This is a genomic window from Vibrio atlanticus, assembly GCF_024347315.1.
In the GTDB taxonomy this organism is placed as follows: Bacteria; Pseudomonadota; Gammaproteobacteria; order Enterobacterales; family Vibrionaceae; genus Vibrio; species Vibrio atlanticus.
The window spans coordinates 434,409-449,221 of sequence record NZ_AP025461.1 but is presented as its reverse complement, the minus strand read 5'-3'; the positions used below and the strand labels follow the sequence as shown (position 1 = coordinate 449,221).

Sequence of the window (14,813 nt, the reverse complement as noted above, 5' to 3'; positions counted from 1 at the left end):
TGGTTGTTGTTGGGGGAAACGGAAAAAGGCAGCCAATGGCTGCCTTATACTTTAAACGGTTTAGAACCAAATTTCAGTGTGTACACCGAATACAAATTCGTCTTTACCGTTATCGATACCAATTTGTTTAGCACTTGCTTCATCATCAGCTTTAATGTAGCTAATGTAAGGCTTAACTTGTGGACGACCGAAGTAGTCAGAGTTCGCTGTAAATGCAGTTGCAATTTCTAGGTTAAGAATATCGCTCTCTACAGCATCGCCAGTACGACCACCAAAGTAACCTTCATCACCCTCTTCGTGACCGTAAGAAGCCGTTGCTTCTAAACGAACGTTGTCGTTCAGCTTGTAAGAAGGACGAGCAGCAACCATGTAACGAGTCAAACCGTCAGCACCAAACAGTTGGTCAAGAGCTGTAAAGTACACAGCTTCCGTACCTAGCTGCCATCTTTCTGAAATGTTTAGTACACCGTAAGAAGTTAAGAATAGAGACTCAGCTTTATCATCGCCGCCAGACCAACCACCGAAGTTAACACCACGGTTTTGCATTACACCAGAGCCGTAAGCAATTACGTTTTGAGTCCAACCGTCTAGGCCGTAGTAGCTTGTGTTTAGTGTTACAGATGCACCGATACCATCTTGATCTTCACCGTCGTTTACCACTTTCTGACCGTATTTAAAATCAAAGTCTAGAGAACCAATACCAGTCTCTACGCCGTAGAAATACAAATCAATAGAAGACGCTGTCGTACGTTCACCTTTAGTCACAGTTTCACATGCAGGTTTTGTTGCGTCGTATTCAGGTTTAGTTGGATCTTGACACTTCATGTAATCGGCCTTGCCCGCATCAGGATCAGCCATTACGTAAGCGATACCAGCAGTATGTCCTGCAAGCTTAGTTTGAATACCAGCACCAATACCTGATGACTGCTTCCAGAACTCACCAGACAAGATACCTGCAGCACGGTTTAGGAAACGTTGACCACCCCAAATAGAAGTGTCTTCACCTAAAATACCGCCAAGCTCAACGAAGGCTTCTTTTACTTCAAACTGTGCTGTTGTATCTGCTTTTTGGCTACCTGATGAAGAATAAGCGTAAGAGTTGCCATTACCATATTCAGTACGAAGAACGTAATCCGCCCACACGCCATTTTGGTACTCAGAGTGCTTCTTAATTACAAATTCAACTTGGTTAGTACTCTTACCGTGAGTACCCGCTGTTTTGTAATCTGGCTTACCGAATTCAGTGTCTACTGTTTTACCATCTACAACACGAACGTTAGAAGACATGTAACCATGCACTTCCCAGCCGTCAGTGATAACGTCAGTAGGGTTTTTTACCTCTACTTCCATTGCAGAGTCACCACTTGTTACATCAAGTGCAACTTCACTTTCTGCGAACGCTGAACCAGCGACAAGTGCAGAAGCCACTGCAGCAGCAATCAAACTTACTTTTTTCATTCTTAACTCCATTAAGGACGATTTATTTTAGGTTTTATATTTTTGCTCTCTTGCGACAACCAAAGGCAGTAATGGTGGGCGTAAGATAGAGAGGTTTAGGGTTTCCCCTGATTCGTTTCAACGGAGCCAATATTAAGAGGGGATGACAAGTTTGACTTCCTCCACCCCGAACTAAATTAAGGGGGATGAGAAGGGAGTAGAGTTTATACAGAATGGTATTTTAAAGGGTTGGATCACTTAATCTAGGAGGAGTAGACAGCACACAGATCTAATTATTCAGCATAAGTGAGATCTACTTCAAATATATAATTTGAACTTCATCGATGAATTATTTTTCAACAAAATTTATTCTATGAAGTTGCTTGACCTTAATGGGACAAAGCCTTTTACTAATAGTTCACTGATGTTGATAAACGAACAAGAAATCAAGCAATGACTAGAACGCTCGCTCGCCCTTATCCACTAGGCGCAACGCTAGGTAACACTGGCTGTAACTTCTCAATTTATTCCCCTGACTGTAAATCCCTTTCTCTCGCTCTTTTTGACGAGAACGATGAGTTCACCACTTATAAATTGGAAAATGAATACGCTGATATCAGATATGTATTTGTTGATGGTATTAAAGCGGGACAAAAATACGGTTTCATTGCTGAAACTGATAATGGCCCGATCTTACTTTCCGACCCTTACGCTAAAGCAATAAGCGAACCGCTCGATTACGCAACGCCATATACCAATGAAAAAAGCTTTTCGATGGCGAAGTGTCTCGTAGTTGATGACACGTTCGATTGGCAAGATGTCGAAAAGCCGCGTATTAGCCGCGAAGAGACCGTTCTTTTCGAAACCCATGTTAAAGGCCTATCTCAACTTCACCCAGAAGTCGCGACCAATACGAAAGGCCGTTATTTGGGGTTAGTTAGCCCCGAAATGCTTGCATTCTATAAACAGCAAAACATCAATTCTCTACAACTTTTACCTATTGCTGCATGTATGCATGAACCCCACCTATTGGATATGGGGAAAGTTAATTACTGGGGTTACAATCCATATTTGTTTATGGTGCCAGACCCACGCTACGCAGAGAAAGACGCCGTAAGTGAACTCAAAACCGCGATTCGAGAACTGCACCGCAACGGTATCGAAGTCATTCTCGATGTCGTCTACAACCACACTGCAGAAGGCGGTGAAGGTGGTACAACCTTCAACCTAAAAGCACTGGATAGCCGCTACTACATTAAGCATGGCTGTCATTACGCGAACTTCACCGGTTGTGGTAATACGGTCGACCTCACCCACCAACCAGCACTTAACTTAGTAATGGATACACTGCGCTACTGGGTTAGTGAGTTCCAAGTCGACGGCTTCCGTTTTGATTTGGCAGCAACACTGGGGCGCGAAGGCGATAACTACAATCCTGAGGCTGCTTTCTTCAAAGCCGTCGCCCAAGATCCGGTATTGAAAGAAACCAAGTTAATTGCAGAACCATGGGACATCGGGCCAAATGGCTACCAAGTTGGCAATTTTCCGTTGGGGTGGAATGAATGTAACGACAAACTGCGAGATATCACTCGTAGCTTCTGGCGTGGTGATCAAGGCTACTTGAAAGAGTTTGCGACTCGCTTAATGGGCTCTCGTGACATCTACAGTGCCGCACACTGGCCGTACAAATTAACCGTCAACTACATCACTTATCATGACGGTTTCACCATGCAAGATCTTGTTTCTTATAAACATAAGCACAATGAAGAAAATGGTGAGAGCAACCGCGATGGACACGGTGATAATCGCTCTGAAAACTATGGTGTAGAAGGCAACACAGAAAACCTTTTGGTTATCGCAACACGCGAAAAGCAAAAGCGTAACTTCATGGCTAGCCTGTTATTTGCATTCGGTATTCCGCATATTTTGACGGCCGATGTGTTATCTCATACTCAAAAGGGGAACAACAACGCGTACTGCCAAGACGGGGTCACCAGCTGGCTCAACTGGGAAGATTCCGAGCGTAAGACTTACTTCAAGGCTTGGTTATCTGAGATGATCTCCGCACGTCAGCAATACATGGTGCCGTTTATCAAAGCGTTCAGTGGCGATAAACGTAATTCTAACCGTATATTCTGGAGCCGTGTTGATGGCACAATCATGGAACATGATGATTGGAACCGTTTAAGCTCCGTAGCCTTACATTTAGGCATCGGCAAAGATGGCGACGAGTTGATTTATCTGATCAACCAAACCAACGCACCTGCTCGATTTTCTTTGCCGAGTGACCGTAAGCAAGACTGGGTAACCATCTGTGATACCAACTTGCGAAACGTGAAACCGGGTCATGCCGAAGGTGAAATGCTGTTATCTCCCGTTTCAATGGCAATTTTGCACTATTCGCCAAACAAGACTGATTCGGTTTAGGTTTAGGTTAAAAGCCAAACCAGCTTAATAGAACGTGCGAAGCCATAGAAGCCAGTTATGTTTATGACTGGCTTTTTTATTAGTTGAACGTCACAAACTCAATTTTTTATATGGAACATTTTGCATTGATGTGATTACGAAAACTGTTTAGTATGGCCGTACTATAAAAATGAATCTATAACGTCTTTGGATATCATGGCTTTACCTAAAACATTAATTCGGCTTTTTAAACCATACATTATTTTATTAACTGGAGGGATGCTCTATCTTGCTGCAGCTCAACTTGAAAAAGTAGAAACGACGGCAAAAGAACAATCACTATCAAATATTCGTATCGCAAGTTCCATCATCAATTCCAACATCGAAGCCACATTCGGCAAACTCTATTTTTTGGAAACCAGTTTAAGCTTATCTACATCAGGCCCAGTCGGTGAACAAAAATTCAGGGACATCAGTGACAATATTCTTAAGAGAACACCTAACTTCTCCGATATTGTTCAATACCAGCCTCAATCCCAACAATATATTTCAACTCGTGGCCTGCCTCTTTCCAATGAGCAGATCGATGCCATCCAGTGGAATCCAATAGATAGTGTTGTAGAAGGTTTTTACATCTCTTCTATCTACCAAAAACCCGATGGTCGTTGGGTTTTCGCGATCAAACACACGACGGAACAGTTGAACAAAGAAATATGGATTGAGTTTGACCTTTTGCATACCACACAAGGCCTGAGAGACTTAAAGACATTAGACCGTGGCTATGTATTTGTGGTTGATAGAGCAACCGAACGACTGGTTTTCCATCCTGATCCGAAACGCATTGGCTCCAAATCCATCAGCTATCATGCCGGCATCAGCCACCAGCTCTCGCAAGGTGAGACCGTCGGCCAACACGAATACTACTATCAAGATAATTTCAAAATAACGGTATTTGATGCTGACAACAGCTTAAACTGGGTATTCGTCTCGGGCACTGATCGTCACGACATACTCACCAGCTCACACCAATTTACGCTAACTGGCGTGGTACTCGGGTCACTGCTTCTATTATGGATTGGCGCACACTACCTGGCTCACCGCTTGAACATGTCGTTATCTCAACTGAATAAAGTTGATGATCTCGCCAGCTTTAAACGAGAGTTAAAAGCCATATTCAATAGCTTTACCTATCAAAAAGGCATTCAATTCTGCCTTTATCAAGCAGAGAGCCATTCATTCAGTACCATCGATTATCATGGAAACAAATCAACGGTACATTCTGACAAAGCCCTTGCTGAGCGATTTGCTCCCGAGAGCATGGCTTATCGAAGCAGCAAATACGCGGATCCATTGGCTCGTAAACTAAAAATACTCCAACGCCACTACTGTATCCCTTTGCACTCTCGTAACCAGCTAATCGCGGTGATTTACGTCAATGCGCCCTTGCCGATCAGCCAAAGTATTTTACGTATGATCAAAGATTACACGGAAGTCTCGTTGTCTAACTTACTGCTCCACCATCAATTGAGCAGTAAAGATCTCATGACTCAGTTAGACAACAAAAGTAGTTTTAACATCGCGATCGACAACTACGCATGCGAACCCGATACCTATGTAGCTCTGCTCGATATCGATAACTTTGACCACGTAAATCGAGCTTACGGTGAAGCGATTGGCGACAAGATGATAAAGCTCGCCGCAGAAGCGATGCGTTCTTACTTTCCTAAGCCAAAAGGGCTTTGCCTTGCTCGAGTTGGGGACAAGGAGTTCGCCGTTTTATTCAAAGCGAATGATGCGAAGGATGCCAAGCACCAATTGGAACAATGTCGAGTCAGCATCGCCGAGAAAACCATAGTCACTCCGGATATCACATTGTCACTCAGTATCAGCGTCGGGTTTTCGCAAATAGACGGCGAAACAGACTCTGCTTTAGCCCTTGCGGAACAAGCAAAGCTTATCGCACTACAACTTGGAAAGAATCGAGTAGAAGGTCACATTAGAGGCGTAGCCAAAGCGTCGTAGACATTAGCTAACACGCTCGTATCACACCGATTGGTACGATACCGATAACAAAAAAGCACCTAGGATTAATCCCCTAGGTGCTTTTGTTTTTATGGAAAGTCATTACAATGCGCGTTCGATACAACAATACCCTTTTTTGACGATACGAGCCTTATGAAGCTAAGTAACCGACTGCAAACTCTCCACTCCCTTGTCAGTAATGACTACCAACATATTTGGGACTGTTGTTGTGATCACGGCTTCTTGGGTGTTCAGCTATTATCTGACCACAAAGCACCGCAGATTCATTTTGTCGATATTGTCCCTACTCTGATGAATGAGCTGGAAGGCAAGCTAACGCGTTACTTTCCCCAAGATAATTCAGACCAACAAGCGATGACCAGCCAATGGCAAGTCTACTGCTTGGATGTCGCAGCGATTCCATTGGAAAAGCACACTGGCAGACATCTAGTCATTATTGCGGGGGTGGGAGGCGATCTAACACAAAAGCTCGTCAACGATATTCATTGCAAGCATCCAGACAAAGCGATCGATTTTTTGCTTTGCCCGGTTCATCAGCAGTTCGAATTAAGAAATCATTTAAAGGCGCTCAATTTCGGCCTAATTGATGAAGTGTTAATTGAAGAGAACCGTCGTTACTACGAGATTTTATTGGTCAGCAATAACCAAGGTGAAAGCGACAAAAATCTAGATGAAAACGGCAATAACCGAACGGTAACTGAGATATCAAGCGTCGGCGACAAGATCTGGACTCCGAACTGTGAACAACAGAAGCAAGTATCACAGCAATACAAAGCCAAAACATTGCAGCACTACTTGCGCATCCATCAAGGACAAGAGAAGCAAGGCAAAACCAGTCAGGTTAAGCACATCATTGAGGCTTACCAAGCGATTTAACTTCCTCACTCTTTGACCATCCTTGTTTTAGCGCTTTAAAACATAGTGAGCACTGACTGCACTGTTTGAGTAGACAAAGTCCAATCAATAAAAAAGCCGACAGTTCAATGAACTATCGGCTTTTTTGATGCTATCGATTTGGTATGATCTTACTGTTCTTGTTTCTTATAAGCGACATCAGGTTCATCAATCATTTCAACCTCACAGGGCGTATCAACCGTATCAAGAGCATAAACCGTATCGAGATAGTCGTCTTTCTCTTTCCACGTACTATTCAACCAACTGTGGAAACGACGTTTAAACGCTTTATCTTCAAAATAATTACCGTTCACGTTCTCATCCATTGGGTGCAGTTTAATACGCACCACCACCTTGGTCATTTTCCCCTTCAGCATGTCTTCAAATGGAGAAGCCTGATTTTCTGGATAAGCCAGAGTGACATCCACAATACCATCCAAGATTGGGCCCATTGCCGATAGAGCGAACGCCACACCGCCGGTTTTTGGCTTGAGTAGATGTCGATAAGGTGTTTTCGCTGTCGCCAGTTTCTCGTGGTTTGCACGAGTCCCTTCCACAAAATTCACCAAGGTTGTCGGTGCCCATTTGAACTTAGTACATGCCTTATTAATTGCCTCGAAATCATCATTGCGACGCTCAGGGTTACGAATCAAAAACTCACGTGAGTGACGTCTCATGAAAGGCATATCCAAGCCCCAACAAGCCAAACCAACAAAAGGAACGTACAGCAATTCATGCTTAAGGAAGAACTTAGTCATTGGCATCTTGTCTTTCAAGATCGAAGACAAGATCACGATATCCGCCCAACTGAGGTGATTCGACATCATCAAGTACCATTGCTTAGTCGAGATGTCTTCCCCGCCCTCAACTTGCCACTCGATATCGTTATTCACATTCAACATCCAAAGGTTAAGCGAAGCCCAACACCAAAATGTGAAGTTCGCTAAACGAGTACATGACTTTTGAACAATAGAGATTGGAAGAATCAGTTTGATGAGGCCAAAAAAGCTCACGGTAAACGCAGTCATTGCGGTATTGATGGTCACGAACAACACGTTCAAGGCCATACGAAGATTATCAAGCATAAAACACGGCTATATTGAGATCGAAAGCCGCCATTATACTCATCTATAAAATATTCTCTTTAGTTATTGGTGAATACATTAAGGGTCAAACCACGGAACTAATTTTGGTCTGTGCCCACAAATCAATCTCTCCCCTTAATCTGAAAGTGCCACATCAAAAAACAACAAAGATGTCATTTAGACACAATAGTGCAAAGTCTATTTGACATCATTCAAGTTCATTTCCACCGAATGATCGGTATTGATAAGCATTCTCACTAATGGCATGGTACATGCAACTCCAAAGTGTAAATAGTTGAGTATCCTTAATGAGATAACTTCTCTAAATAAAGGTGATGATATGACAGATATTCCTCATGGCTTAGTAACCGGAAAAGTCGTACACAAGACCGAATGGACAGAGCAACTGTTCTCGCTGCAAGTCAGTGCGCCAGTCTCGCCCTACCAAGCGGGGCAGTTCACTAAGCTGGGGCTACGTAACAGTGAAGGCGAGTTTGTCAGACGTGCTTATTCCATGGTGAATGCGCCAGAGCACGAACAAGGTCATCAACATCTGGAATTTTTGATTATTAAGGATCAGAACGGGCAGCTTTCACCTCAACTTCATGAGTTGAAGGTAGGCGATGACATATTTGTCGGCAAAGACCCAAGTGGGTTCATGACATTAGAGGAGATCCCAGAGATCGCCGACGATCTATGGATGCTTTCAACCGGAACCGCCGTTGGGCCTTTTATCTCAATGCTCGAAAGCATGCAGATACAGCAGCATAACGGCTCTGAATCTGAAAAAGTCACCTCGTTCAAAAACCTTGTACTGGTTCATGCCGTAAGAACAGAGCAAGACCTCACGTATCAAGATCGAATCAATCAACTCGTTAATCACTTCCAAGGGAAACTACAATATGTGCCAATTATTTCTAGAGAATCAGTCACCGGAACTTTGCGCGGACGAATCCCAAGCTTGTTACTTGGCGGCGACCTTGAGCAAACCACGTCTGTCACTTTCAATCAAACCCGCAGTTTTTTCTACCTTTGTGGCAATCCGCAAATGGTTCGCGACACAAGTGAAGCACTAACCAACTTAGGTTTCGAGAAGCACTTACGCCGAAAGCCCGGCCAATTCAGCAGTGAAAACTACTGGTAATCACGGTCACCAATTCAATCAAAGCTAAGGCTTGTATTCAAAATACAGACAAGAGGTTTTATATGAGTCATTTACGTATTCCGTCACACTGGAAAATTCAACGTTCAACGCCATTTTTCACCAAAGACAACATACCGGCTGCATTGCTTAATCACCACAACACCGCAGAAGGTGTATTCGGGCAGATCTGCGTAATGAAAGGCACCGTCACCTTCTATGGTTTTGCTGATGCAAACGCGACAGAACCGGAAAGTGTTATTACGATCCTGCCTGGGCAATTTGCCACCAGCCCACCTCAATATTGGCATCGAGTAGAGCTTAGCGACGACGCACAATTCAACATTAACTTCTGGTCTGAGAAAGAGACTAAGAAGATGTTCAACACCCGAAAGTAAGATCCATTCAATATTGATGAACTTATAAGCAAGCTGCCTCGTACTGTGATTTTTAATGTTCAATAAGTGAAGACAACAGACCAAATAACCATAGTAATTACAATGACTAATGGTGATAGACAAGAGAAAAAAACTCTAGCACACTGAACAGAGTTATTAGTTTTAATCCCGTTTCAAAGAATGAATCAGTGGGTTATTTATATTTTAGGTAAGAGAGGAAGCCATGCTCAACATTGCTTTTTTTAGCTCAAAATCATACGACGAAAAATCATTTGAACTGGCAAAAGGCGAACTCAACGCCGAGTTCCATTTTCACGATTTTCGACTCACTACAACAACAGCAAAAATGGCGCACGACAACGAAGTGGTTTGTGCGTTTGTAAACGATGACCTATCGCGAGACGTGTTAGAGATTCTTGCTAAAGGCGGCACCAAGCTGATCGCGATGCGCTGTGCGGGCTTTGATAAAGTCGACCTAGACGCAGCCAAAGAGTTTGGTCTGCAAGTGGTTCGCGTTCCGGCTTATTCTCCAGAATCAGTAGCAGAGCACACAGTCGGCATGATGATGTGTTTGAACCGTAAACTACACAAAGCATACCAACGTACTCGTGATGCGAACTTCTCTCTTGAGGGTTTGGTTGGCTTTAACTTCCACGGTAAAACTGTTGGTGTGATCGGCTCTGGCAAAATTGGGCTAGCAACCATGCGTATTCTGAAAGGTTTAGGCATGAACATCCTATGCTACGACCCATACCCGAACCCATTGGCAAAAGAACTGGGCGCTAAATACGTTGAGCTCGACGAGCTTTACCAAGAATCTGACGTGATTTCTCTGCATTGCCCAATGAGTAAAGAGAACTACCACCTGTTGGATGCAACGGCATTTGAGAAAATGAAAGATGGCGTGATGATCGTCAACACCAGCCGTGGTGAACTACTGGATTCAACCGCAGCAATCGAAGCGTTGAAACAAAGCAAGATTGGCGCGCTTGGCCTTGATGTCTACGACAACGAGAAAGAGTTGTTCTTCCAAGACAAATCTAACGATGTGATTGTGGATGACGTATTCCGTCGCCTATCTGCTTGTCACAATGTATTGTTTACAGGTCACCAAGCCTTCTTGACCAAAGATGCTTTGTTCAACATCGCCAATACAACGCTCACCAGTGTTGATGCCTTCTTTACTGGCAATACCAGCGGCAACGAACTGGTTTAACAACAACTTGAGTTAATAGCAGACTGAGTTAGTAATAGACTCAATCTAGAAATAGAAAGCCACGCTAGTCCTAAGTGAACAGCGTGGCTTCTCGTTTATCCCGCATTCAAAAACAGTTCTAAACGCAGAAATGACAATCTTCGGTATCTAAGCCATAGACACCCTTTCTAATGGCAAGGTGCTCTTCCCCTGCTTTCACACCCATCTCATAACCTGCATTCAAGACCGTTTGATCCATTGTCAAACGCTTCACTGCAAACGCTTCTGGTGGCGCAATCACCTTGATGGTCGCATCTTTTGGAGGGTTACGAATGAACTCCAAAGACTGGTTATAGTTTTCGGCACGCACCGCCATCGACTCTGCAATATTAGGGAATTTCTTTAGCAGCTTTTTCAGCATCCACTGATACTTCTGCGGCTTCATTCGGTAGCTTAATGGGTGAGAAAGAATCACGGTAATGTCTCGTGCACCACGACGATAGGCTTCGCGAACCGGAATAGAGTCGGCTACACCACCATCGGTATAGCAACCACCAGAGAAGCACGGTGTTTCACGGTAAGCGATAGGTAACGCGGTGGTTGCTTCAACCACGTTAGAAAGGTTTTCAGGCTTGATATGATAGTAATCGGCACTGCCAGTATCGACGTTAGTTACAGCAGCAATTAAAGGAACACTTGAGAACAGCTGACCGCAATCCAGTGGATAACGATGGTTAGATTCATCCCACAACCACTTAACGTCGACCAAATTGCCACCTTTAGCAAAGCGAGCAGGATTGAAGAACGTTTTATCCGTCGCCATGGTAGTAATCACGTTGTAGCTACGCTTCGGAGCTTGAGATAAGTAACCAACCAAATTCGACACACCCGCAGATACGCCAATAGCAAAATCATAAGGACGGAAATCGTCTTGCATAAAAGCGTCCAATACTCCTGCTGCGAAGATGCCTCTCATTGCCCCACCTTCAACGATTAATGCGCTCTTACTCATCTCAAACTCTTCTACTTTATAAACTGATAGCCGTAGGATAATCCGTTACCCTAACTAAATATAATGGGATGAGTTTATTAATTTGATAGGCAAAAACTATCAATAGAAATGGTGCTAATTTTCAAGTAATTGGTACGACTTACATGACTCACCTAATACACAGCATGATCAAAAAAGGCCGTTGAGTGATTCACTCAACGGCCTTTCATTTAACTAATCAAACTTATTGATTACGACTTAAATTCGCTTACATCGATTTCAAGTAGCTTACCAATGCCTTCTCCGTATGCTGGGTCGGCTTTGTAACAGTGTCTTAAGTGACGCAGCTGAATCTCTTTAGGCACGCCGCCTAGGTTACGAGCAGTGTTATCAAACAGAATCGCTTGTTTCTCTGGCGTCATCAGGCGGAACAAGTCACCCGGTTGCGAGAAGTAATCTTCATCTTCGCGGTGATCCCAATGCGCTGCAGCACCATCTAGGTTCAATGCTGGCTCTGCAAAGTCTGGCTGCTCTGCCCATTGGCCTTCGTTGTTTGGCTCATAGCCAAGTGTGCTACCAAAGTTACCATCAACACGCATCGCACCATCACGGTGGTAGCTGTGGACAGGGCAACGAGGTGCGTTTACTGGGATATGCTGATGGTTAACACCCAAACGGTAGCGCTGTGCATCACCGTAAGCAAACAGACGGCCTTGTAACATCTTGTCTGGTGAGAAGCTGATACCCGGAACCACGTTTGCCGGGTTGAATGCAGACTGCTCAACTTCAGCGAAGAAGTTTTGTGGGTTACGGTTCAATTCAAACTCACCCACTTCAATTAATGGGTAATCTGCGTGTGGCCAGATCTTAGTCAGATCGAACGGGTTGTATGGCACTTTCGCTGCGTCCGCTTCTGGCATCACTTGAACTTTCAGTGTCCATTTAGGGAAGTCTTGATTATCAATGCTGTCTAGCAGATCACGTTGATGACTTTCGCGGTCATCGCCGATCACTTGTGCCGCTTCTGCATCAGACAAGTTCTTAATACCTTGCTGAGATTTGAAGTGGAACTTAACCCAGAAACGTTCGTTGTCTGCATTAATAAAGCTGAATGTATGGCTACCAAAACCATGCATATGACGGTAAGTAGCAGGGATACCACGATCACTCATCACGATGGTAATTTGGTGTAGAGCTTCCGGCAAAGAAGTCCAGAAATCCCAGTTGTTCTTCGCACTGCGCATGTTAGTGCGCGGGTCACGCTTAACCGCATGGTTTAGATCTGGAAACTTAAGAGGATCACGAAGGAAGAATACTGGGGTGTTGTTACCCACCATATCCCAGTTGCCTTCTTCGGTATAAAACTTCAATGCAAAGCCGCGGATATCACGCTCAGCATCAGCGGCGCCGCGCTCACCCGCAACCGTTGTAAAACGAGCGAACAAGTCGGTCGTTTTACCTATTTCAGAAAACAGTTTTGCCTTGGTGTATTTGGTAATGTCATGCGTAACAGTAAATGTACCGTAAGCGCCTGAACCTTTCGCGTGCATACGACGCTCTGGAATGACTTCGCGGTCAAAATGCGCCATCTTTTCTAAAAACCAAACATCTTGAAGAAGTTGAGGACCGCGCTTACCCGCAGTTTGAACATTCTGGTTATGAGCAACAGGACAACCCGCAGCTGTAGTTAGTTTTTTACTCATGATCTATTCCTTAAGGTCCAAAGGTGCAGCAATAGTGAGTGCACCTTGATATTTATACTGGCTTCCTTTCAAAAGCCCCTAAAATATTATGGGTATAGAATAGACCTCTAATGGTATAAAATATAATCGTTTCTATTTATCGTTGCTATCTATAAAACCTATCGAACCATGATGTTAAGTAACCAATTGTCAAACCTCACTTTATTTCAAGATCGCATGGCCTACTTTCAGAGTCGCAGCGATATTTCTCGCCGTTCTGGTAAGGTTTAGTTCGGCTTCTAGCAGAACTTGGTCAAGTGACTGAGGAGAACGAACCGTACCAAACAAGCTGTTCATTTCACCATAAAGTGCTTCTACTTCTGTTCCCAGTGAGCCAGCAATGCCTATGATCGGAATGCCTTGTAAGCTCGCTCGTTTAGCAATGCCATAAGGCGTTTTCCCTTGCAGAGTTTGGTTGTCCATCTGCCCTTCGCCAGTAATCACCAAGTCGGCACCTTTCAATAGATCATCAGCTTGCAAAACATCGAGCACCATCTCAATGCCGGGTTTAATTTGGATATTGAATAACAAACCAAGCCCCATCGGCGTGCCACCAGCTGCGCCATAACCCACGCGCTTGTAAACAGGCTCATCGCCACCGGCATAACCTTGCGTTTCTGCAACTTGAGCAAAATTCTCAAGCGCCTTATCAAGCATTAAGACTTGTTCAGGTGTCGCTCCTTTTTGCGGACCAAATATATAGCTGGCACCGTTATCGCCACACAATGGGTTATCAACATCACACGCCACAATCAATTCGACATCTGCACAGCGCGAATCTAAGCCGGTAAGATCTATTGATGCAAGTTCTGCAAGTGCAGCACCACCTCTACCAAGCTCTTGTCCATTCCTATCGAGTAAGCGCCCACCTAGAGCTTGAACAATACCTGCACCGCCATCGTTAGTCGCACTGCCACCCAACCCAAGAATGATGGTTTGAGCACCCTGCTCTATCGCTTCGAGTATCAGTTGCCCAGTACCAAAAGAAGAAGCAACCAAAGGATCGCGCTGTTCTGATGTAAGCAAGTCCAAACCAGACGCAGCAGCTATCTCTATCAAAGCCGTTCTCATGGTTCTCTGAGCTGACGGTTCTAACATCGCCCATTCTGCACTAACCAACTCACCCAATGGCCCTTGGACTTTATTTGTTCGCTTTTGTCCGGCTAAACCTTGTAGCAATACATCTACCGTACCTTCGCCACCATCGGCCAGAGGCAAGGTCACATAGTCAGCGTCAGGGAAGATTTCACGAAAGCCCTTTTCAATACACGCCGCCACCGATACCGCCGATAAAGATTCTTTAAACGAGTCTGGTGCAATAACAATTTTCATAGAAGCTGGCTCCAATACTTCACAAATATCTACCAAGCAATAGTACAAAAACAACAAAACCACTATATAGAAGACGGGTCAACTGTGCGTACTTCCCTCTCCGAATTTGACCAACACCTCAGATTTCACCGCCACTATTTTATATTCAG

Annotated in this window: 11 protein-coding genes; 6 read left to right on the top strand and 5 right to left on the bottom strand. The window is 44.3% G+C overall.

Annotated features, from left to right (window positions below):
* Positions 1 to 60: 60 nt before the first annotated feature.
* A complete protein-coding gene (locus OCV30_RS17765) occupies positions 61 to 1,458 on the bottom strand; it encodes a carbohydrate porin (protein WP_065679233.1) in 1,398 nt (465 codons plus the stop codon).
* A gap of 432 nt (positions 1,459 to 1,890) precedes the next feature.
* Between OCV30_RS17765 and glgX the strand changes: the two genes are divergently transcribed.
* The 3 genes from glgX to OCV30_RS17750 all read left to right on the top strand — a co-directional run bounded on the left by glgX (position 1,891) and on the right by OCV30_RS17750 (position 6,762).
* Entirely contained in the window at positions 1,891 to 3,864 is a 1,974-nt protein-coding gene (glgX, locus tag OCV30_RS17760) for a glycogen debranching protein GlgX (protein WP_065679232.1), read from the top strand.
* 258 nt (positions 3,865 to 4,122) lie between these two features.
* A complete protein-coding gene (locus tag OCV30_RS17755) occupies positions 4,123 to 5,865 on the top strand; it encodes a sensor domain-containing diguanylate cyclase (protein WP_065679231.1) in 1,743 nt (580 codons plus the stop codon).
* 153 nt (positions 5,866 to 6,018) lie between these two features.
* The gene (locus OCV30_RS17750; RefSeq protein WP_065679230.1) at positions 6,019 to 6,762 is read left to right on the top strand and encodes a tRNA (adenine(22)-N(1))-methyltransferase; all 744 of its coding nucleotides are present in this window, start codon (positions 6,019 to 6,021) and stop codon (positions 6,760 to 6,762) included.
* A 149-nt stretch (positions 6,763 to 6,911) separates the two neighbouring features.
* Here the strand turns inward: OCV30_RS17750 and OCV30_RS17745 are convergent, their stop codons facing one another.
* Positions 6,912 to 7,865: an acyltransferase gene (locus tag OCV30_RS17745; RefSeq protein ID WP_065679229.1), complete on the bottom strand. Its 954-nt coding sequence runs from the start codon at positions 7,863 to 7,865 to the stop codon at positions 6,912 to 6,914.
* 340 nt (positions 7,866 to 8,205) lie between these two features.
* Here OCV30_RS17745 and OCV30_RS17740 point away from each other — a divergent pair, with 340 nt between their 5' ends.
* From OCV30_RS17740 to OCV30_RS17730, 3 genes are all read left to right on the top strand, one after another.
* Positions 8,206 to 9,009, top strand: coding sequence for a ferredoxin--NADP reductase (locus OCV30_RS17740; RefSeq protein WP_041473024.1), 804 nt, complete (start codon positions 8,206 to 8,208; stop codon positions 9,007 to 9,009).
* 62 nt (positions 9,010 to 9,071) lie between these two features.
* A complete protein-coding gene (locus OCV30_RS17735; RefSeq protein WP_065679228.1) occupies positions 9,072 to 9,404 on the top strand; it encodes a TehB family protein in 333 nt (110 codons plus the stop codon).
* Between the two features lie 223 nt (positions 9,405 to 9,627).
* Positions 9,628 to 10,620 carry a 2-hydroxyacid dehydrogenase gene (locus OCV30_RS17730; RefSeq protein WP_012600151.1) on the top strand — a complete coding sequence of 331 codons (993 nt, stop codon included), beginning with the start codon at positions 9,628 to 9,630 and terminating at the stop codon, positions 10,618 to 10,620.
* Between the two features lie 118 nt (positions 10,621 to 10,738).
* Here OCV30_RS17730 and OCV30_RS17725 read toward each other — a convergent pair whose 3' ends face one another.
* From OCV30_RS17725 to OCV30_RS17715, 3 genes are all read right to left on the bottom strand, one after another.
* Positions 10,739 to 11,611 (bottom strand): patatin-like phospholipase family protein, encoded by an 873-nt coding sequence (locus OCV30_RS17725; protein ID WP_065679227.1) that lies wholly within the window; start codon positions 11,609 to 11,611, stop codon positions 10,739 to 10,741.
* Between the two features lie 230 nt (positions 11,612 to 11,841).
* The gene (gene katE2, locus OCV30_RS17720; RefSeq protein ID WP_065679226.1) at positions 11,842 to 13,293 is read right to left on the bottom strand and encodes a catalase KatE2; all 1,452 of its coding nucleotides are present in this window, start codon (positions 13,291 to 13,293) and stop codon (positions 11,842 to 11,844) included.
* Between the two features lie 201 nt (positions 13,294 to 13,494).
* Positions 13,495 to 14,664: a glycerate kinase gene (locus OCV30_RS17715; protein WP_065679225.1), complete on the bottom strand. Its 1,170-nt coding sequence runs from the start codon at positions 14,662 to 14,664 to the stop codon at positions 13,495 to 13,497.
* Positions 14,665 to 14,813: the final 149 nt, after the last annotated feature.

Excerpts from the sequence above, each read along its gene's own strand:
- OCV30_RS17715 (WP_065679225.1), bottom strand. The coding sequence starts at position 14,664 with ATGAAAATTGTTATTGCACCAGACTCGTTTAAAGAATCTTTATCGGCG.
- katE2 (WP_065679226.1), bottom strand. The coding sequence starts at position 13,293 with ATGAGTAAAAAACTAACTACAGCTGCGGGTTGTCCTGTTGCTCATAAC.
- OCV30_RS17750 (WP_065679230.1), top strand. The coding sequence starts at position 6,019 with ATGAAGCTAAGTAACCGACTGCAAACTCTCCACTCCCTTGTCAGTAAT.
- OCV30_RS17745 (WP_065679229.1), bottom strand. The coding sequence starts at position 7,865 with ATGCTTGATAATCTTCGTATGGCCTTGAACGTGTTGTTCGTGACCATC.
- OCV30_RS17730 (WP_012600151.1), top strand. The coding sequence starts at position 9,628 with ATGCTCAACATTGCTTTTTTTAGCTCAAAATCATACGACGAAAAATCA.
- OCV30_RS17765 (WP_065679233.1), bottom strand. The coding sequence starts at position 1,458 with ATGAAAAAAGTAAGTTTGATTGCTGCTGCAGTGGCTTCTGCACTTGTC.
- glgX (WP_065679232.1), top strand. The coding sequence starts at position 1,891 with ATGACTAGAACGCTCGCTCGCCCTTATCCACTAGGCGCAACGCTAGGT.
- OCV30_RS17740 (WP_041473024.1), top strand. The coding sequence starts at position 8,206 with ATGACAGATATTCCTCATGGCTTAGTAACCGGAAAAGTCGTACACAAG.
- OCV30_RS17735 (WP_065679228.1), top strand. The coding sequence starts at position 9,072 with ATGAGTCATTTACGTATTCCGTCACACTGGAAAATTCAACGTTCAACG.
- OCV30_RS17755 (WP_065679231.1), top strand. The coding sequence starts at position 4,123 with ATGCTCTATCTTGCTGCAGCTCAACTTGAAAAAGTAGAAACGACGGCA.
- OCV30_RS17725 (WP_065679227.1), bottom strand. The coding sequence starts at position 11,611 with ATGAGTAAGAGCGCATTAATCGTTGAAGGTGGGGCAATGAGAGGCATC.